General features: G+C 49.1%; 23 protein-coding genes. 3 read left to right on the top strand and 20 right to left on the bottom strand.

Annotation, left to right across the window (positions count from 1 at the left end; all coding sequences use genetic code 11):
• Positions 1 to 49: 49 nt before the first annotated feature.
• The 5 genes from ccpA to HCN83_RS05170 all read right to left on the bottom strand — a co-directional run bounded on the left by ccpA (position 50) and on the right by HCN83_RS05170 (position 3,931).
• Complete coding sequence (ccpA, locus tag HCN83_RS05190) at positions 50 to 1,066, bottom strand: catabolite control protein A (RefSeq protein ID WP_168005263.1); 1,017 nt, start codon at positions 1,064 to 1,066, stop codon at positions 50 to 52.
• A 318-nt stretch (positions 1,067 to 1,384) separates the two neighbouring features.
• Positions 1,385 to 2,479: a bifunctional 3-deoxy-7-phosphoheptulonate synthase/chorismate mutase gene (locus tag HCN83_RS05185; protein WP_168005262.1), complete on the bottom strand. Its 1,095-nt coding sequence runs from the start codon at positions 2,477 to 2,479 to the stop codon at positions 1,385 to 1,387.
• A gap of 298 nt (positions 2,480 to 2,777) precedes the next feature.
• On the bottom strand, positions 2,778 to 3,116 hold the full coding sequence (gene ytxJ, locus HCN83_RS05180) for a bacillithiol system redox-active protein YtxJ (protein ID WP_168005261.1): 339 nt from the start codon (positions 3,114 to 3,116) through the stop codon (positions 2,778 to 2,780).
• Positions 3,113 to 3,484, bottom strand: a complete 372-nt coding sequence (locus HCN83_RS05175; protein ID WP_168005260.1) for a YtxH domain-containing protein — start codon at positions 3,482 to 3,484, stop codon at positions 3,113 to 3,115. The genes ytxJ and HCN83_RS05175 overlap by 4 nt, the downstream gene beginning before the upstream one ends.
• Positions 3,485 to 3,508: 24 nt before the next feature.
• Complete coding sequence (locus HCN83_RS05170; protein ID WP_168005259.1) at positions 3,509 to 3,931, bottom strand: DUF948 domain-containing protein; 423 nt, start codon at positions 3,929 to 3,931, stop codon at positions 3,509 to 3,511.
• A 183-nt stretch (positions 3,932 to 4,114) separates the two neighbouring features.
• Between HCN83_RS05170 and HCN83_RS05165 the strand changes: the two genes are divergently transcribed.
• Positions 4,115 to 5,230: an aminopeptidase gene (locus tag HCN83_RS05165; RefSeq protein WP_168005258.1), complete on the top strand. Its 1,116-nt coding sequence runs from the start codon at positions 4,115 to 4,117 to the stop codon at positions 5,228 to 5,230.
• A gap of 866 nt (positions 5,231 to 6,096) precedes the next feature.
• Here the strand turns inward: HCN83_RS05165 and murC are convergent.
• From murC to HCN83_RS05120, 9 genes are all read right to left on the bottom strand, one after another.
• A complete protein-coding gene (gene murC / locus HCN83_RS05160; protein ID WP_168005257.1) occupies positions 6,097 to 7,413 on the bottom strand; it encodes a UDP-N-acetylmuramate--L-alanine ligase in 1,317 nt (438 codons plus the stop codon).
• Positions 7,414 to 7,514: 101 nt separating this feature from the next.
• Positions 7,515 to 8,171 carry a hypothetical protein gene (locus tag HCN83_RS05155; protein WP_168005256.1) on the bottom strand — a complete coding sequence of 219 codons (657 nt, stop codon included), beginning with the start codon at positions 8,169 to 8,171 and terminating at the stop codon, positions 7,515 to 7,517.
• Between the two features lie 104 nt (positions 8,172 to 8,275).
• The gene (locus HCN83_RS05150; RefSeq protein WP_168005255.1) at positions 8,276 to 9,397 is read right to left on the bottom strand and encodes a nicotinate phosphoribosyltransferase; all 1,122 of its coding nucleotides are present in this window, start codon (positions 9,395 to 9,397) and stop codon (positions 8,276 to 8,278) included.
• 44 nt (positions 9,398 to 9,441) lie between these two features.
• The gene (locus HCN83_RS05145; protein WP_168005254.1) at positions 9,442 to 9,630 is read right to left on the bottom strand and encodes a hypothetical protein; all 189 of its coding nucleotides are present in this window, start codon (positions 9,628 to 9,630) and stop codon (positions 9,442 to 9,444) included.
• 198 nt (positions 9,631 to 9,828) lie between these two features.
• The gene (locus HCN83_RS18580) at positions 9,829 to 12,135 is read right to left on the bottom strand and encodes a DNA translocase FtsK (RefSeq protein WP_168005253.1); all 2,307 of its coding nucleotides are present in this window, start codon (positions 12,133 to 12,135) and stop codon (positions 9,829 to 9,831) included.
• 137 nt (positions 12,136 to 12,272) lie between these two features.
• Entirely contained in the window at positions 12,273 to 13,073 is an 801-nt protein-coding gene (locus HCN83_RS05135; RefSeq protein ID WP_168005252.1) for a DUF1444 family protein, read from the bottom strand.
• Between the two features lie 49 nt (positions 13,074 to 13,122).
• A complete protein-coding gene (locus HCN83_RS05130) occupies positions 13,123 to 13,434 on the bottom strand; it encodes a thioredoxin domain-containing protein (protein ID WP_168005251.1) in 312 nt (103 codons plus the stop codon).
• A 14-nt stretch (positions 13,435 to 13,448) separates the two neighbouring features.
• A complete protein-coding gene (locus HCN83_RS05125) occupies positions 13,449 to 14,459 on the bottom strand; it encodes a PTS transporter subunit IIC (protein ID WP_168005250.1) in 1,011 nt (336 codons plus the stop codon).
• 87 nt (positions 14,460 to 14,546) lie between these two features.
• On the bottom strand, positions 14,547 to 15,110 hold the full coding sequence (locus tag HCN83_RS05120) for a hypothetical protein (RefSeq protein ID WP_168005249.1): 564 nt from the start codon (positions 15,108 to 15,110) through the stop codon (positions 14,547 to 14,549).
• A gap of 251 nt (positions 15,111 to 15,361) precedes the next feature.
• Here HCN83_RS05120 and HCN83_RS05115 point away from each other — a divergent pair, with 251 nt between their 5' ends.
• Positions 15,362 to 15,808, top strand: a complete 447-nt coding sequence (locus tag HCN83_RS05115) for a YtoQ family protein (protein ID WP_168005248.1) — start codon at positions 15,362 to 15,364, stop codon at positions 15,806 to 15,808.
• 63 nt (positions 15,809 to 15,871) lie between these two features.
• Here the strand turns inward: HCN83_RS05115 and HCN83_RS05110 are convergent, their stop codons facing one another.
• Positions 15,872 to 16,945: a M42 family metallopeptidase gene (locus tag HCN83_RS05110; protein ID WP_168005247.1), complete on the bottom strand. Its 1,074-nt coding sequence runs from the start codon at positions 16,943 to 16,945 to the stop codon at positions 15,872 to 15,874.
• Between the two features lie 197 nt (positions 16,946 to 17,142).
• On the opposite strand from HCN83_RS05110, the gene HCN83_RS05105 reads away from it, so the two are divergent.
• A complete protein-coding gene (locus HCN83_RS05105) occupies positions 17,143 to 17,460 on the top strand; it encodes a PepSY domain-containing protein (RefSeq protein ID WP_168005246.1) in 318 nt (105 codons plus the stop codon).
• A 318-nt stretch (positions 17,461 to 17,778) separates the two neighbouring features.
• Here HCN83_RS05105 and HCN83_RS05100 read toward each other — a convergent pair whose 3' ends face one another.
• From HCN83_RS05100 to pulA, 5 genes are all read right to left on the bottom strand, one after another.
• On the bottom strand, positions 17,779 to 17,934 hold the full coding sequence (locus HCN83_RS05100) for a hypothetical protein (protein WP_168005245.1): 156 nt from the start codon (positions 17,932 to 17,934) through the stop codon (positions 17,779 to 17,781).
• Between the two features lie 366 nt (positions 17,935 to 18,300).
• Positions 18,301 to 19,173, bottom strand: coding sequence for a YtnP family quorum-quenching lactonase (locus tag HCN83_RS05095; protein WP_425483589.1), 873 nt, complete (start codon positions 19,171 to 19,173; stop codon positions 18,301 to 18,303).
• Positions 19,174 to 19,194: 21 nt separating this feature from the next.
• Complete coding sequence (trmB, locus tag HCN83_RS05090; protein WP_168005243.1) at positions 19,195 to 19,839, bottom strand: tRNA (guanosine(46)-N7)-methyltransferase TrmB; 645 nt, start codon at positions 19,837 to 19,839, stop codon at positions 19,195 to 19,197.
• 140 nt (positions 19,840 to 19,979) lie between these two features.
• Positions 19,980 to 20,789 carry a phosphotransferase family protein gene (locus HCN83_RS05085; protein ID WP_343033656.1) on the bottom strand — a complete coding sequence of 270 codons (810 nt, stop codon included), beginning with the start codon at positions 20,787 to 20,789 and terminating at the stop codon, positions 19,980 to 19,982.
• Positions 20,790 to 20,870: 81 nt separating this feature from the next.
• Positions 20,871 to 22,943: a type I pullulanase gene (gene pulA / locus HCN83_RS05080; RefSeq protein WP_168005242.1), complete on the bottom strand. Its 2,073-nt coding sequence runs from the start codon at positions 22,941 to 22,943 to the stop codon at positions 20,871 to 20,873.
• Positions 22,944 to 23,134: the final 191 nt, after the last annotated feature.

The raw sequence follows: 23,134 nt of genomic DNA, 5'->3' as shown, positions 1-23,134 counted from the left end.
AAGTCGCTCCCCACGCTGCAGCTGCCGCCGGATGACCGCTCATCAGTATCTATTCGTCTTCAGAGAAAGATGTCGACTGGCGGTATTCAATACGATGCGGCAGTACAACTGCATTTTCTGTTACTTCTTCTTTATTCATGAGCTTCGTAAGCAGACGCATGGAAACCGCGCCGATATCATACATCGGCTGGACGACTGTGGAAAGCGTAGGACGAACCATCGTAGCAAGACGGGTATTGTCAAATCCGACAATATCAAAATCACCCGGCACACTCTTACCGTGATCCTGGGCACCGTGGATCAGACCGAGCGCCATTTCATCTGTGCTCGCGAAAACAGCAGTTGGCTGATCATCCAGCTTCAGGAGCTGCTCCATGGCATCGACACCGGCATCATGCGTATAGTCACCGATCACAACGAGGCTGTCGTCAAGATCGATACCAGCATCATGAAGCGCTTCTTTGTAGCCGGAGAACTTCTGGTAGCCGTTAATCGGATCTTCCAGCGTCCCTGTAAGCATAGCTACACGTTTATGGCCCTGACGCAGGATTGCTGATACGGCATCATAGGAAGCCTGCTTGTAATCAATGTTCACTGATGGAAGCTCCCGCTTCTCATCGAGGGTTGCAGAAAGAACAATTGGCACCGGAGACTGCTTGAACGTCTCTTCATGTTCATTTGTAATTTCTCCACCCATGAAAACTATGCCGTCTACCTGTTTTTCCAGCATCGTGTTAATCAGATGAATTTCTTTTTCTTTGTTCTGATCTGAGTTACTGAGGATAATGTTATATTTATACATTGTTGCGATGTCCTCAATCCCTCGAGCCAGCTCGGAGAAAAAGATACTGGAAATATCAGGAATAATTACCCCTACTGTCGTCGTACGCTTGCTTGCAAGTCCTCTTGCGACAGCGTTCGGCCGATAGCCGAGACGTTCAATCGCTTCCATGACACGCTTTCTGGTCGTTGGTTTTACATTTGGATTCCCGTTCACCACACGTGATACGGTAGCCATGGATACACCTGCTTCTCTCGCTACATCATAAATCGTTACATTATTCATTTGCTGTTTCCTCCTTACGGTATATAGAAAAATCTTACTTTCATGTTTTCATAATATACGCTAATCATAGTATACTTTCAGGAGGCGCGCAAACTATAGATTATATCGACAGCCTGCGTTCCTTCCTGAAGATAAAGGTGCTATTTTCCCGAAAAAACATGATTAGTCCTGACTCGGAAGGCCCTTTTGCCGCACCCGCTATTATACATAATTTACGATTAATATTCACGTTTTCATGCATTGTTTTCAGGAAAACGCACGGAAAAGCGGACCGCCTCCTCCGAATTGGAGAAGTAACTGGTCCGCTTTCTAAGTTTCTTAGTTTGCTGTTACACTCCCACGCTTGTAAAGACCGGATTCTTCAAGCTTGTTGAGGAACTCATCAAACTGCGGGAAGTCCATCTGCTGTGCAGAATCGGACAGTGCGACTGCAGGATCGGGGTGAACCTCTGTCATCACTCCGTCGGCTCCAATCGCAAGAGCAGCTTTTGCTGCCGGCAGAAGCAGATCACGGCGACCCGTGGAGTGTGTCACATCTACAAGTACCGGAAGGTGTGTTTCCTGCTTCAAAATCGGTACTGCTGAAATGTCCAGCGTGTTACGAGTAGCTGTTTCGTACGTGCGGATACCTCGTTCACAAAGAATGATATTGCCGTTCCCCTGAGAATGGATGTACTCAGCTGCGTTGATAAATTCAGCAAGGGTAGCAGACAGGCCGCGCTTCAAGAGGATTGGCTTATCCACTTTACCGGCAGCTTTCAGAAGCTCAAAGTTCTGCATGTTTCGGGCACCGATCTGAATCACATCGAGGTAATCCACTGCTTTCTCAATATCATGCGGCGTCACGATTTCACTGATTACAGCGAGGTCGTGCTTGTCAGCCGCTTCCTTAAGGATTTCAAGGCCTTCGATTCCAAGTCCCTGGAAGTCATAAGGTGATGTTCTCGGCTTAAATGCACCTCCGCGCATCAGCTTAATTCCCTGCTTTTTCAGCGTCTGGGCAACCTGATCCACTTGTTCGCGGCTCTCGACCGAGCATGGACCTGCAATAATTCGCTGCTGTCCGTCTCCAATTGCTTCGCCTTTAACAGTTACAATCGTATCGTCCTGCTTACGCTTACGGGATACAAGCATCGCCTTGCTGTGATCGTCCTCCTGGAGCTCCAGGCTCGCCTTGAATATTTCTTTGAATATGTGCTGTATCGTTGATGTCTCAAACGGACCCTCATTTTTAGCTGCGAGTGCGTCCAGCATCTTTCGTTCACGTACCGGATCAAAACGGTTCAGACCCTGAGCTGCTTTCACCCGTCCAACTTCCTGTGCAAGCTCGGCACGCTTTGTGATCAGTTCAAATAACTGATCGTTCACCTCATCTAGTTGTTTTCTAAGCTCTTCCAGCTGTTCATTACCCATTCTGTAAAACTCCTCTCGTGATTAGCACCAAGCTTGTGCTTCCTTTAGATTTAATGATTATTATAAACGATTGTTAACCGCTTGTCAGCCCCTTTTCTTTAATAATTAAACGCTTTTAAGCATTAAAGCGGCAAAATATCTGTCATTCCCTTCTCCCCCAATGGTTCTGACGGTTGAGGAAAGATAAAATCTTTTTTTTATTTTCTTTTACAGACCATCAAAGCTTCCATAATACGGCGGCCTTAACATGTAAAACATCCGCTGAAGTATCATTCAGCGGATGTTCTCGTAACTATATTCACGACCGGCGTACGCCGGCCTCAGCCTGCTGCAGGCTATCCTTCGTGATGTTCCAATGTGAATCATGCCACAGCACCTGCTGATTGTGAATAAGCAGTGCCTGAGGAGATTCGTGTTTAACATGGTACGTCTCTGCAATTTCCGAAGAACCGTCACGAAACTCCTGCACATGCAGAAAGTAAATAGGAATTTCCGAAACGTCCGCATACGCTTCAAGCTCACTCCAGGCCTCCGAGCTGATCGGACAGGTCGTACTGTGCTTAAAGATCAGAAAAGGCTCAGGCCGCTCATAAAGAGTCCGGAGGGTTTCGTTATCTTCAAGCTTCTTTAACGTCATGACAAGGAGCCTCCCCGCTTCTGCTTCTCACGTTCCTCAACTTCCTGAATCAGCTGTTCCACGGACCGCTGCAAATCTTCCACTTCCTGACGGACAGACGCGGCGATGTCATCAGACAAACCTTCAAAATCCTCCATAAGATAGTCTGCCGAATCGGTCAGCTCTTTCATATCCCGCCGCACGGACCGCGACAGATCCCTCATTTTATCAGCAAGACTGCTCGTGCTTTCCCTCGCCTGCGTATTAATATTACGCCGGATTTCACGTCCGGATTTTGGTGTGAGCAGAAAAGCAGCGGATGCTCCTGCCAGTCCGCCTACCAGTGCACCAATAACAAAATCCTTTACGTTCATGCCTTCGTCGCTCATCGGCACAGCCTCCTTCACTTATGATCACACGTTTGTTTCTTTTTGCTTTTTATAGCGCGTCCAAAGTTCAAGCGCTACATTTCCCCACTGTACAGCTTTCGCCACTTGTTCAGAACGCTGATCGGCAGTGCGCGATACAGAATCGGATACGCGTTTTACAGACGTATTCATATTCTGGAACGTCACTCCAAGATCCTGCGCTGCTGCAAACACAGAATTCAGGGAATCCGATTTGCGCTGCAGATCATCGGCGAGCGCATTTGTTTTATGTAGAAGATTTGTGGATTCATTCGTGATTCCTTCCACCTGTCCTTGCAGGTCTTCCACTGTTTTGGATACGTTGTTCATCGTTTCCTTCAAGGATTGCAGCGTTTTGATGAGATAAAAAACGAGAAGTGCAAATGCAACTGCAACAATTGCAATGCTGACATACATGAGCCATTCCATAATTAGTTCCTCCTTGTCTGATTGCGGTTTAACTTTACCGTATCCAACTCTTATTGAACTAGATTCGAGATAAATTGTCAAAATCCTCCCGGAAAAACAGCGCTGACTGGTGTTTTTTCAGCACAGCCGGTAGAATGGAAAACGGATACATAAACTAGAAGTGTGAAGGAGTGTGCTGTAAGCATGAGAGATCCACGAATTCAAACCCTTGCCCGGAATCTGATTCAGTATTCCACTGATCTTCAAAAAGGGGAGAAAGTATTAATTGAAAATTTCGGCCTCCAAAAAGAACTGGTTAAGGCGTTGGTAGAAGAAGCATACGCTGTCCATGCTATACCCTTTGTTTCCCTGAAAGAGCATGATGTAAACCGTTCCCTGTTCATGGGAGCTACTGAGGAACAGCAGCAGCTGACTGCTCGTTTTGAAGCACATGTAATGAAGGAGATGGACGCTTATATCGGACTGCGGGCAGGAGATAACATCAGCGAACTTTCCGATGTACCTTCAGCAAACATGGCGCTTCATCAGAAAACCGTCGGAACAGAAGTACACCGAAAGATCCGTGTACCGCATACGAAGTGGGTTGTCCTTCGCTATCCGACTGACTCCATGGCTCAGCTTGCAGGCATGAGCACGGAGGCTTTCGAGGATTTTTACTTTAACGTCTGCAACCTGGACTATGCCAAAATGGATCAGGCAATGGACGCTCTCGTTGACCGCATGAACCAGACCGATGAGGTACACATTCAGGGAGAAGGCACCGATCTCCGCTTTTCCATCAGCAATATTCCTGCGATCAAATGTGCAGGCCGGCTGAATATTCCCGACGGCGAGGTTTACACTGCACCGGTCCGAGATTCGGTGAATGGAACGATCACCTATAATACAGCTTCTCCTTACCAGGGAACGACGTTTGAACAGATTCGTCTTACGTTTGAAAATGGAAAAATCGTCGATGCTTCCTCCAGCGACACGACAAAGCTGAATGAAATTCTCGACACTGACGAAGGCGCACGGTTCATTGGTGAATTTGCCATCGGCGTGAATCCGTTTATTCAGCATCCGATGCAGGATATTTTATTTGATGAAAAGATCGACGGCAGTTTCCACTTCACTCCTGGTCAGGCTTACGAAAATGCCTATAACGGAAATGATTCTGCTGTACACTGGGATATTGTCAACATTCAGCGCCCTGAGTACGGCGGCGGAACCATTTCCTTTGACGGCAAAGTAATCCGGCGCGACGGACGATTCACTGTTCCCGAGCTGGAGCAGCTGAATCCGGAAAATCTGAAGTAATCCGTATCTGTAACAGAACTTCTCCCGGGACTGTCTGAGGTATCATTCCTCCGGCAGTCTTTTTTAAATAACCGTATCAGAGGTTTGCCAGCATGAAAACGAAGGCCGGCATTCAGCTTATAGCCAAATAGGTATACGTGTACTGCCAGGAAAAAGCTTCAGTTCATAAACGAACTGAAGCTTCAGAGTGTGGATAAAGTCATTTTAAGTGAATAACGTTGCATCTGCCTGTATCTGCGGACTCTCGCTTTCCGGAGGGAACGGGCTCAGCTAACCGCTTCCTCCTGCTGTCGGAAGCGCTGGATCTTCGCCTCGTTCTGATCCTCCCGGAGTCGAGATCCTTCGATGCCGGCAGCTGCCAGTCCTTCATCGAATGCATGATAAACGGAAAAAACAGTCGCGTCTGCCTAGTGTGACGTTGTTTTCCAAGAAGCAGAGCCGTTTCCCCGATGTGTCCGGCGGAGGCGCAACAAGCAGTCTGAAGATTCCGTGCCGTTCAGATCTGCGAACGGCACCAACGCACGAGCGGAGCCGGACTGGGTCTTGAAGGCTTCTTGTAAGAAGCCTCTGTCCGAGTGAAGCCTCATAGCCGTTCGATCTTGAACGGCATGAAAAGCGCGAGTGGAGCCGGACCGGGTCTTAAAGGCTTCTCGCGAGAAGCCTGTGTCCGTGTGAAGCCGCGCCATCCTACGTGCCTTTCTTCCATTCATACAGGGGTCACCCTGAGAAAGAGCTGAAGACCAGCCCACGGCAGGCTCGGTAAACAGAGCGGAAATACAATCCATCGAATAAACATGTAAACAAGTTGACTTTATCAACAGCCTAAAGCTTCCGTTCATAAACGAACGGAAGCTTTCTTATACCAATTATAAAGCACCTTCCTGGCTGATTCGTTTTTCTTCGTAAGCTCGCTGAAATTTCTGCACGTCCCCGGCACCCATGAACAGCAGGACTGCATGATCATACTGCATAAGCACTTCCGTTCCGGACTCCTCTAAAAGCTGTGCACCGGAGATCTTGTCCTGAAGATCCCGTATGGTCAGTTCCGCCTTCTTCTCACGGGCCGACGAAAAGATGTCGCACAGATAAACGTGATCCGCATCTCCAAGAGCCGAAGCGAAGTCGTTCAAGAATGCTTCTGTCCGGGAAAACGTGTGCGGCTGGAAGATCGCAATGACATCTCTGCCGCTGTATTTCTTTTTTGCCGATTCGATCGTCGCACGAATCTCGGTCGGGTGGTGCGCATAATCATCAACAAGAATCTGCGTGCCAGCCTGCTTTTCGGAAAAGCGGCGCTTCACACCTGAAAATGTAGCAAGCTGAGCTGCCACGGTTTCCTTCTCAATCTGTTCATAGTGGCAGATCGCAATCACCGCCAGCGCGTTCAGCACGTGGTGGGTGCCGTAGCCTGGGATCGTAAACCTGCCGTAGTGCTCCTGCCGCACGTAGCAGTCAAAGTGCGTCCCTTCAGCATCTGTTTTAATGTCCCGAGCCTGAAAATCACTTTCTTCTGACAGTCCGTAATAGATAACCGGAACGCCTGCCTGCAGATGCTGCAAATGAGGATCGTCACCGCAGGCAATAATCGCTTTTTGTACCTGAGAAGCCATGTCCTGAAATGCCTGGAAAACATCATCGACATCTTTGAAATAATCCGGATGATCAAAATCAATGTTCGTCATAATAGCGTAATCAGGATAATAATTTAAAAAATGACGACGGTATTCACATGCTTCGAATGCGAAATACTCACTGTTCTCCGTTCCTTTACCTGTTCCGTCTCCGATCAGATACGAGGTCGGCCTCGCTTCTGAAAGAACATGGGAGAGAAGCCCCGTCGTTGTTGTTTTACCATGCGATCCGGTTACTGCCACGCTGGTGAACTGTTTAATGAATGACCCGAGAAAGTCCGGATAAGAATGCACCGTGATGTCTTTTTCTCCGGCCCGCTGTACTTCGGGATTTGTTTCATTGTAAGCAGGTGACGCTATGATTGTCTGCCCTTCCTGCACGTTATCGGCCTGGAAAGGATAAATTGGGATATTCTTATTTTCAAGCGGTATCTGCGTGAAAAAACGTTTCTCCACATCAGAACCTTGTACGTTCATTTTCATATCGCTCAGAATTTGTGCCAATGCACTCATGCCAGAGCCCTTTATTCCAATGAAATGATAGTTTGTCATTTCCAACTGCCTCCGAATTTTGAATAAGTCGTGGTGCCGGGGATTCCGGCGATTCATCTCCCCATTATAACAGACAGGCTCTATCCCCGCTATGTGCCATTTTACGGACGGTATTGCAGAAACGATATGCCTGTTTCCTTCAGAAACCGATGGTAGGATTTTCTCCCTTTCGCTTCAAAATACCGGAGTTTTTCAAGTGCTTTTTCCTCATCGTCTGGATTAATCCGGATACAAGGCCCGATCATTGTTTTCTCAAAACCTACCTGCGCAACTCTTGCCAGAATCAGTTCACCTGCTTCTGCCTGCTGCGGGCTGCCGACTGCCCTGACGGCAATCTCCCGCTCTTCCTGAAATGGTGAAAGAAGATGTTCCGTCCCGCACGTATGCAGCACACGGTAAGGCGCAAGGTGCATGAGCATCATCATCCCCGCAATTTCCTTCATTTTTGCCGTCAATTCTGCACTGTGGCTGCGTATAAACAAATCAAACGGGCGGGAGCCAATCACCGTAATGTAATCAAACAGCATCCAGTGCTCGGCGTGCAGCTCCTCTTCATGAGTCAGCACCCGATCTGTTTCAAAGCCGCAGAGATCCCGAAACATGTGCTTGGCCCGGACTTTTTCTCTCATATTTAAATCACGTTCGACGAATTCAAACAGCCGTTCATAAAGATCCTCGGCTTCTCTGTGATAGGCTTCCTGCTTCTCACGCTTCATTTCCTCAAAATTAATCATAAATGTGGCTTTGCGTTCTGGCATGCTGCACGCCTCCTTTCCAGCTATGTAGACACGTTGTGAAGAAAAAAGAGCCGTCCCGAAGGCACAGCTCCCGACTGTTTCTCAATATGAGGCGACCGGCGGCCTTATTTCCGGATATCCGCTGCCTGAAGTTCTATTTTCTTTAAGCGCGGATTTTCCCTGTATTTTCTGCCTTCTTTCGCCTGCGGCTCGCCGTTTAATATGACGTTGTCTCCTGTAAAGCCGATGTGCACCTTAAGCAGACTGCTGCCGACTCCGTACATATCTACCGGCACACCGTCTCGTTCGTACCTGGTAATCCGTTTAGCGTCGAATCCGCCGGAAGCAACAATCTTAACATGATGAAACCCTTCAGCATCGAGTGCTTCTCTCAATGCAAAAAGCAGCTTCGGATTGACCCCTCTGGGATCAAAGCTGCCGAGAACGTCCGGATTTCTCGTGAAGTACCGGTCCACCATATGATTGGAAGTATCTACCCTGACACCGCTCAGCTCACGGCCGAATTCCCTGGCTACGTTGAGCGAGTCCTGAATAACATCGTTATTGTAATCGACGAGTGCGAGAAGTTCGTCATCAGGAAACGTATCTTTATACGCTTTCGTTGCCTGAACAAGATCCCCTTTAAAAAGCTGAATAAGCGCGTGGGGCATCGTGCCGATACCTTTTTTGCCCCACCACTCATTCATCGCATGGGTCGCCTGGGCTTTGGAACCACCAATAAACGCTGCATAGCCGTCACCGGATTGCATGGTGAAATGATCGTCCCGGTCTCCCATGAAAATAACCGGTTTCTCTGTGCCCGATGTTTTCGCTGCTTTTACTACCTCATAGACGTTTGTCGCCACTGAGGTCCTTCTGGCGAGAATACCGTCGATGACTCCTTCTAAGAAGCCAAAGTGCTGATAGGGTCCCGTGATCGTCAGGACAGTTTCAAACGGCTCCACCTTGTCTCCGTCTTCCAGCGAATGAATTTCCAGTGATTCCGGCTCAACAGCAAATTCCTGCAGAAGGGCTATTGCTTCATCCGTTCCGCACAGTACGGCATGCTGTTTTTGAAAAAACTGCATCGTCACTACATTATCAGGAATGACTTTTTCTGCAATTTCTTTTGTTTTTAAAAAATAAACTGCTGAGAACCAGCCTTCTCCGACACGTTCATCAAACTTAAACGTTTTATTCGTCAGGCGGTCGATTTCTCCACGCAGCTTTAACGTAATTTCTTTCATTAATCCAGTTCTCCTCATTCTTCATCATTAAATGATTCTTTTATCTAATGGTACAGGGTGTTGTCTGCTTTCTCTGAGATGACTGCTTCCATGATCTCTTTCACATCTTCTTCGTTCACTTGTTCGACTCCGTGACGCAGGACAATATCTTTCGTCCGTTCCTCCTCTGTCAGGAGATGCAGCCACGCAGGTGAAATCTGTTCCACGAGATGTCCAAGTAAAATCTGATGCATTCTGATCCCCTCCCTGTCTGATGGTTGTTCAGACGGAGCAAGGGGCCGGCCGTTCAGGCCGCCTGCATGATCACGGTTCCCTGTTTCATAAAAAAGGGGTACAGTTGGAAGGCTGTACAACCTTTCCTCTACTATACCCTTTCCGTCTGTACATAATCCAGTACATAAGCTGATATCGTAAAAAATCACTATCCTGAATTAAACTTCTGACGTGTAAACATCTCTCGGCCGGCTTCCTTTAGCCGGTGAAACAATCCCCTTGGCTTCCATGTCATCGATCAGTCTTGCAGCCCGGTTATAGCCGATTTGAAAACGGCGCTGCAGAAGGGACGTGGAGGCCGACTGCCGCTCTGCAACGAACGAAACAGCTTCTTCATAAAGGTCATCGCCAGACGATGCGGTATCCTGCTGCTCGCGAATCTCAGCAGGGTCAAACAGCGGTTCCGGCTTCTTCATGGTAGCTGTATGACGGATAACCCCGTCAATCTCTTCATCTGTTACAAAAGTGCCCTGGATTCGCATCGGTTTTGGAAGCGAATTGGGATGGAACAGCATATCGCCCTTTCCCAGCAGCCTTTCTGCTCCGCCACTGTCCAGAATCGTTCTCGAATCTGCAGAAGAGGAGACGGAGAAAGCAATCCGCGATGGTATATTCGCTTTAATTAAGCCGGTAATGACGTCAACTGATGGGCGCTGTGTGGCCACAAGCAGATGAATGCCGCACGCTCTTGCCTTCTGGGCAATCCGGCAGATGGCCTCCTCCACTTCCTGCGGAGCGACCATCATTAAATCTGCCAGCTCATCAACGACAATAACTAATCGCGGCAGCTTCTTTTCTGCTTTACTGTTGTAGCGTTCCAGATCCCTGGAGCCGGTTGCTGCAAACAGCTGATATCGTCTTTCCATTTCTTCTACAGCCCATTTCAAGGCGGCTGTTGCTTCTTTTGTATCCGTTATAACTGGTGCTGCCAGATGCGGAACGTCATTAAATGGTGCAAGCTCTACCATTTTGGGATCAATCAGCAGCAGCCTGACTTCTTCAGGAGAAGCTTTATACAACAGGCTTAAAAGCATCGAATTGACACAGACACTTTTTCCCGATCCGGTCGTACCGGCAATCAGCCCGTGCGGCATGGAACCGATATCTGTAGTAATCGCATTGCCGCCAATGTCCATCCCGAGCGCAACCGTGAGCGGAGAAGCAGCGTCCCTGAAAGAGCTGTCCCGCAGAATGGTGCGAAGCATGACAGGAACTGCCGATGGATTGGGAACTTCAATTCCTACGGTTGTCTTGCCCGGAATTGGTGCCTCAATCCGTATTTCTGTAGCTGCAAGGCTTCGCTTTAAGTCATCTGTCAGCTGAACAATTTTATTGATTTTCACTCCTGGTTCCGGCTGCAGCTCAAAACGCGTAACGGAAGGGCCTGACGTATAGGTCACGACTTCAGCCCGGACGCGGAAATATGCCATCGTTTCATTTAATTTTTCAGCTGTTTCGCTGGCCCAGCTGTCCAGGTCAGCATCCCGTTTCGGCGGAATGCTCAGCAGGTTCAGTTCCGGTTTGCTGTAATTCTTTTCCTGCTTTTTAACCTTCCGCTTATCAGAAGGCTGCATCATCACGTTAAAGGGAACCTTGGCATTATCTGGCTGCTTCGAAACTGACTGAACCTCCGGCTTGCGCCGGCGTTGTGGCGGAGGAGGCGAAGAAGCGGCTTCATGGAGCTGCCTGTTTTCTTCCTCGCTAAGCTCTGCTTTCCAGTCAGACTGCTCTGCCACCGACTCACTCTCAGACTCCGGAAACTCCCTGTTTATCTCGAGCGCTGCTTCGTCAGAAGGGGATTCCGGCTCTGAGTCTGCAGCGTCTGTCTCCGGTTCCGGAATGTGTAATCCAGCACTTGCAGAGGCCGGCTTCGTGTCAGCCGCTTCTTTCTCATTACGTTTTTCAAAATCACTTGCCGGAATTTCTGCTGTATCCTCCTCTGCCGGAGGAGCAACGAATGTTGCCCTTACTGCTTCAGGTGCTTCCGGATTTTCAAGCGCTTGCGGTTCAGTTTCGCTGATCTCTTCATTCGTTTGAGGGTAGAGCGCTTCCCGCCTTCTTTTAACGCGTTCACGCTGCAGCTGAAGACCATAGATGGGCGACGGAATCTCCTGGGCTTTAAAGGGACCGCGGCTGTATACATCCGGACGTTTTTTAGGCGGCTTCGGGACTGACTGCTCCTCTGCTGCGGATGAACGCCGGCGGGTCTCTTTATTTGCTTCCGGCTCTTTTACTGAGCGGTTCGGCCTGGCTTTCGGCGCTGGTTTCGCAGACGTTGACTTTTTTCGTTCCGGCGGCATTGCCGGGACGTCCCGCACACCGCGCTTCTCCTTTGGATAATAGTGCTGCATTTTCACTTCTCCAAGCTCTGGAATCTGGCTTCTTCTCTCCAGCTTCTTGAGCTTCTGAAATTCACGCGGAGGTCGTTCTGTCCGGTCATCGATGCCAAACATCCATTCTCTCATTTTATCTATATAATGCTTTGGGTCTCTCACTATGCTCACCTGACTTTTATGTAAAATATGGAAAAGGTAACTCGCAGACTGTGCCCAGCATGAGTTACCTTTCCATCACTAACTATACAGGATGATTCATTGAAAAATCATCCATCTTTTTTCGTGCTCTTCGGTTTTTTCTGAGCCAGTATGAAAATCGGCTCTAATTCACCGTTCTCGTACAGAAATGGGAGTGCAGTCAACGGCACGTGACCTTCCGAGAAAAACTGAAACGTAATCTGCGCCAGTACGTCATAACCGGCTTCATTTCGAATATCTGCAAAAATGAGCACATCGTGGTGGGGCACAGCTACCGCCAGTTCTCCTTTAGCCATATCCTTCATCGATTCAAGCAGCTGATCATTTAGTATACGGCTTGCTTCGTAACCGTCTCCCGCACGGAGAAAATAAAAATGGTTCCCTGCAACCGTATCCTGCTTCATATCTGTCGCTAATGAACGGATGTTGAACATTGCGGCTTCACGCACTTCCTTGGCCGTCTTGCCCGACGAGGCGAGCATATTCTCATCAATTAAAGAATACGACTCGCCCTCATCGACTGCATAAAATACGCTCGTTTCTGCCGTATGCTCATCTTTAACTAAATTCTGATCCTCAGCGAAGTCCGGCGTACGGAGTACCGGAAAGATCTGCTTCTCTTTGCCAGTTAAATCAACTCGCTCTATGAGAAGCCGCATCCCCTCTTTTATTTTTGAAACGGTTGAAGCGAGTGCTTCCTCCGAATCGTTTTCGAATGCCTGTTTTACATTTCCTAAGCGGACCGTAATGCCTTTGCCGACACGGTCGTCTTCGATGCGGAAGGTTTCCCGGTCCCGGTCAAATGACGTCGTCCAATGCTCATGCTGCAGCTCTTTTTCCAGAGCACGCTTTATCTCCATCGTTTTCATGTTCGTATCCCTCCATTGAAGCCATTTTAACACGCTTTACCGGCTGGCTTCACACTTCCTGCAAAAACCGGATAATTTCATCTTTTGTTTTGCGGTCACGGCTTACGAATCGCCCTGATTCCGTTCCATTGCGGTAGACCACAAAGCTTGGAATTCCCATAATATTCAGCTCACCTGCAAGATCAGGATGAAGATCCCGGTCGATTTTATAAAAATTCATCGTTGAAAAGTGTGCTTCAACTTCAGGAAGCTCTGGTTCGATTACCGTACAGTCCGGACACCAGCCGGCTGAAAACATCAGGACGGTCTCTCCTTCTTTCATTACGTTTCGAATCTCGTGTTCCTGTTTTAGTTCCTTCACAGCAAATACGCCTCCTATGCTTGTTCAATTTTCATATCTCCGGCTTTGATCCACCCTTTATACCTCATCCACTCTGACAGCAGCAGGCTGATGACTGCCGGGAGCACAAAATGCAGCAAAAGCACGGACCATAGTACAGACTGGGTGAAGCCCATTGTATGAAACGTCATAATCTGACCAACAAATCCACTCGTTCCCATTCCGGCTCCTTCAGGGTTATTCTCCATGAGAAAGACCATTGTTGCAAGCGGACCGATCATCGCACCCGCAGCCGTCGGCGGAATCAGAATCAGCGGGTTGCGCATGATGTTTCCTATTTGCAGCATAGACGTACCAATCCCAAGTGAAACAAGTCCGCTTGTTTTGTTCTCACGAAAGCTGATAACTGCAAAACCAATCATCTGTGCCGCACAGCCGACTGCAGCAGCTCCCGCCGCTAATCCATCCAGCTGCAGCATAATTGCAATCGCAGCACTCGAAATAGGTGCAGTCAGCGCCAGCCCCATCACGGCTGCTATCAGCATTCCCATGATGAACGGCTGCTGTTCCGTTGCCCACATAATGAACTGACCGATGCCGGTTAACAGTGCACTGACCGGTGGACCAACTGCTGCGGCTGCGGCTGCGCCTGTGCAGATCGTCACCAACGGAGTGACCAGAATATCTATTTTCGTTTCACCTGAGACCAGTTTCCCTGCTTCCACTGCTGCAACAGCCGCAATAAATGCACCGGCTGGTCCAGCTAAATCGTATCCGGCAGCTCCGCCAAACAGAGCGGCAAATAACACCAGACCCGGTGCTTTTAATCCGTATGCGACAGCAGCACCGATCGCAGGACCTGCCAGGGCCATTGCCTGCGTACCGGTATTCTCCAGCCAGCCAATGCCGGCAGCGTCGCCTGCTGTCTGCATAATCAAGCCGATTATGAGAGAAGAAAACAGCCCCAGTGCCATATAGCTTAATCCCGTTATGAAATATGTCCGGAATGATAAGTCGATTCCTTTTTTATGTAAAAATTGCTTCATGATCCAACCGCCTCCGTGCCATCATTTGTTCATGATGATGTCTTGACACCTGTTTTGTCAAGGGGACCGCTCAGATATAAAAAGGCATCACTCCCCTGCTGAGGGAGTCATGCCTCTTCCTATATGATCATGCTTTTCGGCAGACTGAACGATATCAAACATCATTCCTGCCTGCTCGGAAATATCCTGAAGTCTCATGACTCCTGAGATCTCCGCACTTCCGGAACCTACCATCACTTCATAAGCATCCCCGTCAAATGGAGCAATGTGAAAGAAGGCCTCTTCCACCCCTTCACGAGAAACCTCGGCGAGAAGCGGTTCTCTCTCAGGAATCAGGGTATCTTCCTGATCAGCTTCTGAACCATCCAGATTCAAAATGAAGATCTGCTCTTCCACATTAATGTGAAACTCTGCGCTTCCGCTCTTCTCCATCTCCGCCTGATCAGGAAGAAAGACAGAAAGCCCATCCTGATGAACTGTCGGCTCTTCCGGTTCTTGTTTCACTTTTTCCTGAAGCAGTTTTTCTGCTTTTTCAGAGAGCTGATCATCGCTTAAGCTGCAAGCACCCAGCAGGATGCAGGCAGCCGTAATGCCAGCTGGTTTTCCCATCCACCACACGGGAATTCCTCCAATCCAGACAATCGGTTTCATTAGTCTCCTGAAACGTCTTCATGAAAAAAACGCATCAGCTTTATACGGACCGGATATCAATCCGGCTTTTTAATCCTACGTAATCATATCACAGTTATGTTACAAACGCGAAACATTTTTGTAACATTTGTCGGAAAAAGGCGAATCATCGTCGTATGATTTCCAATGAGTTGACACACCCGCCTCTTTTTGGTGATAGTAGAAACAGCCCCTGCAACCGGGCATTACATTCTTTAGAAGGAGTGTTCATAATGGAGATCACCGTTTATCTTGCAGGACAGATTCATGATGACTGGCGGCGTGAGCTGAAGGAAAAAGCTCAGGAAAAAGGACTGCCGATTCATTTTACCGGGCCAATGGAAAATCACAGCCGCTCAGACAATATCGGAGAAGAAATTCTGGGAGAGCAGCCAAATAAGATCGCAAAAGATGAAGCTGCTTCCCAGATGAACAACTTGCGCACGCGTGTGCTGCTGAACCGGTCCGACGTCGTTCTCGCGCTTTTCGGTGAAGAATACCGTCAGTGGAACAGCGCGATGGATGCTGGTGCGGCAATTGCTTTAAACAAGCCGCTCATCCTCGTGCGGCCGGAAAAGCTGCATCATGCGCTGAAAGAGCTCTCTGAAAAAGCACAAGTGACTGTTGAGACACCTGAGCAAGCGCTGCAGGCTTTGTCCTACATTTTCGAAACGGAATAGCCCGGCGCATCAAAAAGAGCCTGCCGCAGCGAGATGCTGCAGCAGGCTGCTTTCATTTCCAGGTTACACGTTATCACGGATCGTCTGCATCGTTGTACGGTCTGTTGCTTTTACGAGCTTAACGAGCAGCTCTTTCGCTGCAGCGTAATCATCGACGTGCATCATCGACGCAGCAGTATGAATGTAGCGTGAGCAGATTCCGATAACAGCTGACGGAACACCGTTATTGGAGATATGAACGCGTCCCGCGTCAGTTCCCCCTTGTGAAATAAAGAACTGATACGGAATGTTATTCGATTCGGCTGTGTCGAGGATGAATTCCCTCATGCCGCGATGAGTGATCATCGTCCGGTCAAAAATGCGCAGCAGTGCTCCTGCACCAAGTTTTCCAAATGCATCTTTCTCACCAGAAGCATCGTTTGCAGGACTTGCATCCAAAGCGTAGAAAATATCCGGGCGGATCATGGAAGCTGCTGTCTGCGCACCGCGCAGCCCGACTTCTTCCTGTACTGTCGCTCCTGAATAAAGCGTATTCGGAAGCGTTTCTCCCTGAAGTTCCTTTAGCAGCTCGATCGAAAGCCCGACACCGTAACGGTTGTCCCATGCTTTAGCGAGCAGTTTTTTCTCATTGGCGAGCTTTTCCATCGGACAGACTGGAACAATCTGCTGTCCCGGCTTGATGCCGATTTTCTCTGCGTCGGCTTTATCATCAGCTCCGATATCGATATACATGTTTTTTATCTCCATCGGCTTGCTGCGCTTCGCCTCATCAAGAAGATGTGGTGGTATTGATCCGATTACACCCGTTACCGGTCCATTATCCGTGATAATATGCAGGCGCTGTGCAAGCAGCACCTGGCTCCACCAGCCGCCAAGCGTTTGAAAGCGGATCAGCCCTTTGTCAGTAATGGAGGTGACCATAAATCCAACTTCATCCATGTGTCCGGCTACCATAACGCGCGGATCTTCTTCCGATCCGTGCTTCACACCAAACACGCTTCCAAGACGGTCCTGAACGACTTCATCACTGTATTTTCCAAGTTCCTCTTTTACGAAGCTGCGCACTTCGTGTTCAAAGCCGGGTGCACCCGGAAGCTGAGTCAACGTTTCGAAAAGCTGGTATGTATCCTTATGCATGCGTGCACTCCCTTTCTATTATGGTTCCACCTGCTATTTTACCGGAGCAGCTGCACGGATTCCAGTTTTTTTCGTTATTCGAAATAAATCGCTGTCTCTGCCGTTTTTTTCATGAAACCGCTTTGATTTCCATTGGCAACCAGCTTCACTTTCGCTATACTGTAGGAAATGAATGTGAAGGAAGAGGAGTGTTCAACATGAGCTGGAAACGCTTTGCTGCGGGAGTGGGGGCCGGAGTGGCCGTCACGATGATCGCGAAAAACACGCTGGATCAGAAAGAAACGATTCTTGCACCGGAAAAGGCCTTGAAGCTGGTGAAAAAAAAGGCCGCCGATATCGGAAAAATTGAAGGTTCCTGGGTACACATGATTACAGAGCGGTATGAAAAAGATCAGCTCGTATATGATGTTTACCGGGGTGGCGTAACAATTGAGGAAGAAGACGGGGTTTTTGCATACGAATTCCACGTTGATGCTGCAACAGGTTCCATTCTCGATTTCAAAAAACAGGAATAGGCACGTTTAAAAAGGCGCTCCAGGATCAAATGATCCTGGAGCGCCAGAGTGTGGATAAAGTCATTTTAAGTGAATAACGTTGCATCTGCCTGTATCTGCGGACACTCGCTTTCCGGAGGGAACGGGCTCGGCTTTCCCTCCTGCTGCCGGAAGCGCTGGATCTTCGCCTCGTTCTGATCCTCCTGGAGTCGAGGTCCTCCGATGTCGGCAGCTGGCAGTGCGTTTCAAGTGCCTGGTTATGAATGCACGATCGGCTTCCATACGGATAGAACTTTCCCGATGAGACGTTTCAATGTTGAACAGGGGTGTCCGTACTTCCTAGAAATCATGATAAACGTAAAAAAGCAGTCGCGTCTGCCTGTTGTGACGTTGTTTTCCACGAAGCAGAGCCGTTTCCCCGATGTGTCCGGCGGAGATGCCAGTGGAAGCCGCGCAGCCTGAAGATTCCGTGCCGTTCAGATCTGCGAACGGCATCAACGCACGAGCGGAGCCGGACTGGGTCTTGAAGGCTTCTTGTAAGAAGCCTGTGTCCGAGTGAAGCCTCATAGCCGTTCGATTTTGAACGGCATGAAAAGCGCGAGCGGAGCCGGACCGGGTCTTAAAGGCTTCTCGCGAGAAGCCTGTGTCCGAGTGAAGCCGCGCCATCCTACGTGCCTTTCTTCCCCTTCATACAGGGGTCACCCTGAGAAATAGCTGAAGGCCAGCCCACGGCAAGCTTCCGCCGGTAAACAGAGGGGAAATACAACCAAACGAATAAACATGTAAGTTGTAAGACTTTTTCAACAGCCTGGCGCTCCAGGATCAAATGATCCTGGAGCGCCTTTCTCGCTAATTCAACTGCTAACGCCGGGAAGGACTTTCGGCTGCTGCTTTCCGTTTAACCGCATCCTGCACTTCTTTACCCGTTTCATCCCAGCGGATGGCACGATATTTGTAATCGTGGTAAAAAAAGAACCAGTCGCCTGCTTTCAGAGCATCCGTTACATATTTCTGCTTTGCGTAAATCGAGTCCATCGGATAATCATCATACGCGAGCACCCAGAGAGCATTCTGATGGGCGTGCGTCGGCATAATATCCGCCATATGCCAGAACACACTGTCAGGGCCTTCAATCCGAATGATCGCGTGACCTGCGCTGTGGCCGCCTGTATGAATCATGCGTACGCCCGGTGCCGGCTCGTGCGTATCTGTATATGTACGGACGAGCTGTTCAACCGGCTCCCAGTTTTCTTTGAAATAGGTATTTTTGGAACGCATATTCGGATTGCGCATCTCATCCCATTCTGTTTCGTTTACGTGAATCACCGCATTTGGAAAAGCAGGAACAGGCCCTTCTTCTGTTTCTGCTACGAGTCCGCACGCATGATCAAAGTGCATGTGTGTCATAACAACATCGGTAATATCTGCTGGCGTCAGGCCTAGCTCTGCGAGATTTTCCTCTACCCTGGATTCTCCGGTTACACCATAATTCCGCAGGGCTTTTTCAGAAAGTCTGCCCCGCCCGATTCCGCTGTCGATAAGCAGAATCTGTTCATCCATCTGCACGAGTACCGGATCGCAGCGAAGCTCAATCTGATTTCGCTCATTAACAGGATACTTCCTGGACCAGAGCGGTTTTGGTACAACTCCGAACATAGCGCCGCCATCCATAAACGTGTCGCCGCCGTCAAGCCAAGTAAGCGTGATATTACTTCCAACGTTCAGCTGTTCCAATGCCATGCTTTCCCCACCTTATTAATCATGATGAAGCCGAGCTTCCAGACGGTAAATCCGCATCCCCTTCTGCGAAAATTTCTGTTCATATTCAGTCATGATGTTCCCTTCCATTTCGCTTTGATGAAGGTCCAGGCTGATATTTTTTAATTGTGCTCCCGAACTGGATAACGACTCCAGCGAAAATTCAAACAGCCCTTGATTATCGGTTTTAAAGTGGATCTCTGCTTCTCTGTGTAGTACTTCTCGATAGAGCTCAAGAAATCCTTCATGCGTCAGCCGTCTCTTGGCATGTCGTTTTTTGGGCCAAGGGTCAGTAAAGTTTATATACAGGCGGTCGATTTCTCCTGCAGCAAACATTTGCGGCAAATCTGCAGCATTCTCCTGTAAAAAACGAAGGTTCGGTTTACGATTTTCCACGGCTCGTTCCACACCGTTTACAATCACACTTTCATAGAGTTCGAGACCGATGACATTTATATCCGGATTGGCTTCTGCCAGCTCGTTTACAAACTTCCCTTTACCGGAACCGATTTCGACATAGAGAGGATGATTGTTGCCAAAATGATCATGCCATTTTCCCTTCCATCGTGAAGCTTCCTCCACGACGATATCATTGTTTTCCTTTAAATACTCAGGTGCCCATGGTTTGTTGCGCAGTCTCATGTATCGTTTTCTCTCCTTATAAATTAATGATCATGCTGCGGAACTCCTGCTCGCAGCATAGATTCCGGCCCTTTCCAACATAAACAGTAAAACGGCTTCACGACGACGTTGCGTCATGAAGCCCTCAGGCAGCGCCGGACTCAGTTCCCGGCACCGCTTCCTTTATGAAGAAGTTGTTCCACTTTGCGGGTCCAGTTTGCGGCCTGTTCCACTTCTCCGCGTTCATCGTACCAGAGGACGTTTTCAATGCTTTGCACCATCCGGTACCACCACAGCCTGTACCACATGCTGCTGTCCGGTGTCCGACCGTATGCCTGAAGCCATAGTTCCCAGCTCTCCTCCGGCACATATGCATAAAGCAGCGGGGCTAAATCGAGCGCAGGGTCTGCTACCTGCGCTCCGTCCCAGTCGATCAGGAATAAATTCCCTTTCTCATCCTCTATCCAGTTGTTATGGTGCACGTCTGCGTGGCAGACGACAAAGTCTTGTTCTGTCAGATTCGGGAATCTGACTTCCAGCTGCTGCAACGCCTGCTGCAAGCTGCCCTGGTCCATGCCTTTATGACGCACGTGTGTCTGCAGCGCCCGGAAAATGTTGCCCGGAATAAGCGGACGGTTGCCCATTCGCTTAAACATGTCCAGTAGTTCCTGGGATTGGTGGATTTTGGCGAGAAGCTCAGCTACGCGGGATTGATTCATTTCCGCAATCTTAAGCTCCCGGCCGCTGATCCACTGCTGGGCAGTAATAACATCACCGTTCTCAAGACGCTTCGTCCACAGCAGCTTTGGAACAATTCCCTCAGCTGAAAGGACTGCCAGGAACGGTGAAGAATTACGTTTCACGAATATTTTTTGTTGTCCCTGTTCTGCCACATACGCTTCACCGGTTGCTCCACCGGCGGGGCGCAGGTGCCATCCTTCCCCCATGCTGAAATGTTCCAATCGTTTCACCCTTATCCGATTCCGTACTTACGCTCAAAAAGCGCAGGAAAAGCCTTATATCATTGTAAATAAGTTTTACCGTTTGTTCAACTACTGACGGGATTTTTTTACGAGCATAAATTCATACGGCTCCAGGTGCATAAATTCCCCTTCGAGCGGAACACGCTCCACCTTTTTATTCGATACGAGCAGTCTCCAGATCCCTGAAGCAGGAAGCTGGAGCTCATAGCGCCGCTTTGTTGGATTAATGTAAAACGCAATATCTCCTTCTGCGGCAAGCAGCAGAAAACCGAACACAGGAGCAGGCGTACTTAACATATGAAGCCTGCTGCGGACTGATTCAGCAGAGCGAAGCCGGAAGACTCCATATTTCTTTCGGACCGCGATCAATTCTTTGACAGTATCGATGTGCGGATCAAACTCCGTCCGCCGTTCCCAGTCCAGCTGATTAATCCTGTCTCCGGAAATGTAGCTGTTTCCTTCCCCGAATTTGGTGCGGAAAAACTCCTGGCCTGCATGCAGAAACGGCACGCCTTGACTGATAATCACAAGCGCCGTTGCAAGCTCATGCATCGCTCTGCGGTCTGCTTCGCTTTCTTCTTCATTCGATCGTCGCAGCCTGTCCCAAAGCGTATGGTTGTCATGGCATTCCACATAATTAACCGTCTGTGTCACCTCAGAAACGTGCGGCTCCGCCCATTCCATCGTATCGGCAGATCCTTTCACGAGCTGAGGCATCCGTTCAATAAAGCGCCCCTTCCCATTCACAAATCCGAAGTCATTAAAGTCGAACAATCCGCCCTTTACGGTATCTCTGAAAAAATCATTAAAGAAACGGACTTCGGGCACATCTCCCGCCTGCGTGTTGACCGTTTTCTGATCGGAGGCAAGCGCTGTCGGAAGATCCCAGCCTTCTCCAAGCAGTACAACCGGCACTTCTTCTTCCTGACAGCGCGCCGATATCAGCCGCATTGTCAGTTTGTCGAGCGCCCCCATTAAATCAAACCGGAAGCCGTCCAGGCGGAAGTGCGTAAGCCAGTAATCGATCGTATCCAGGATAAACTTTCTCGCCATATGACGCTCAGACGCAAAATCGTTTCCGACTCCCGTTCCGTTGCTAGGCGATCCGTCCAAATGAAAGCGGAAATAATAGCCTGGCACCAGCTTTTCAAACGAAGACTCTTCCCGGATAAACACATGATTAAACACGACATCCGCGATGACGCCGAGCCCCTCTTCATGAAAAGCATCGATCATCTCCTGAAGCTCGTGTATCCGGCAGAACGGGTCCCGCGGGTCCGTCGCGTAGCTTCCTTCGGGTACTTGAAAGAAAAGCGGATCATAGCCCCAGTTGTAATAATCGTCCGGATGATTGTCGTCGACCCGGGCAAAATCATTGAACGGCAGACATTCCACATGGGTGACGCCGAGCTCTTTAATATAGCTCAAGCCGGTGCTGTCACCGCTTCGGTTCACCGTTCCCCGCTCCGTCAATCCTTTATACTTGCCTTTCCATGTTACCCCGCTGTCGGGATGGATCGTCGCGTCCCGGATGTGCAGCTCATAAATGATGCTGTCCTGCGTGTGCTCTATAAACGGACGCGCCGGAGCGCTTTCCCGGCTCTCAGGGTGATATACGACCGCTGCTTCGCCATTGGCAGTCAATGCCTTGGCATACGGATCAACAGCTACGACCTCCTCGCCGTGGACGATACATTCGTATAAATAAGGAGTGCCGGAAAGGTCACGGTCTGCAACCGCCTCCCAGGTCCCATTCGCGTTGATCGTCATCTCCATCCTGGTGCCGCCTGTCCGCACCGAAGCGGAGTCAGCACACGGCGACCAGACCCGGAAAACAGTCACCTCGTTTTCAAGCACAGCGCCAAGCTTCTCCAAATCTCCAGGAAATTCTGCATCAAATGCAGGGTCCCTGACGATACGACGCAGGTAAACCGGCGCTTCTCCTGTTCCCAGCTTCACTCGCATGCTGCGTTCGACAGGCAGCAGATCGTTACAGCGGTAAACGGCTGTTTCATGATCAAGCGCCTTTTCATAATACAAGCTGTATACAAGACCGCTCTCCGACATTAGTTCTGCCCTGTCCTCAAAACGATCTGCTTCTATCGTCACAATGTGACGTTCATCAAGCCATGCTTTCATCATGCTGCCCACCCTCATCTCTTCGAATTCTGTTCCATGCTATTCCCTTTTCGGACAGGTTTCAAGCCAAAGCATAAAATGAATGATCATTCAATAATTTTCTGAATTTAATCAAAATTCATACAGGACTTTTTCCTATTAAAATCGAATAAGTGTAATATGCGTTTTTTACGCGTTGATTCTATGAAAGGAGG

The sequence above is a fragment of the Alkalicoccus luteus genome, from assembly GCF_012034335.1.
In the GTDB taxonomy this organism is placed as follows: domain Bacteria; phylum Bacillota; class Bacilli; order Bacillales; family Salisediminibacteriaceae; genus Alkalicoccus; species Alkalicoccus luteus_A.
The sequence above is the reverse complement of the archived record's forward strand: the minus strand, read 5'-3'. Positions and strand labels throughout refer to the sequence as shown.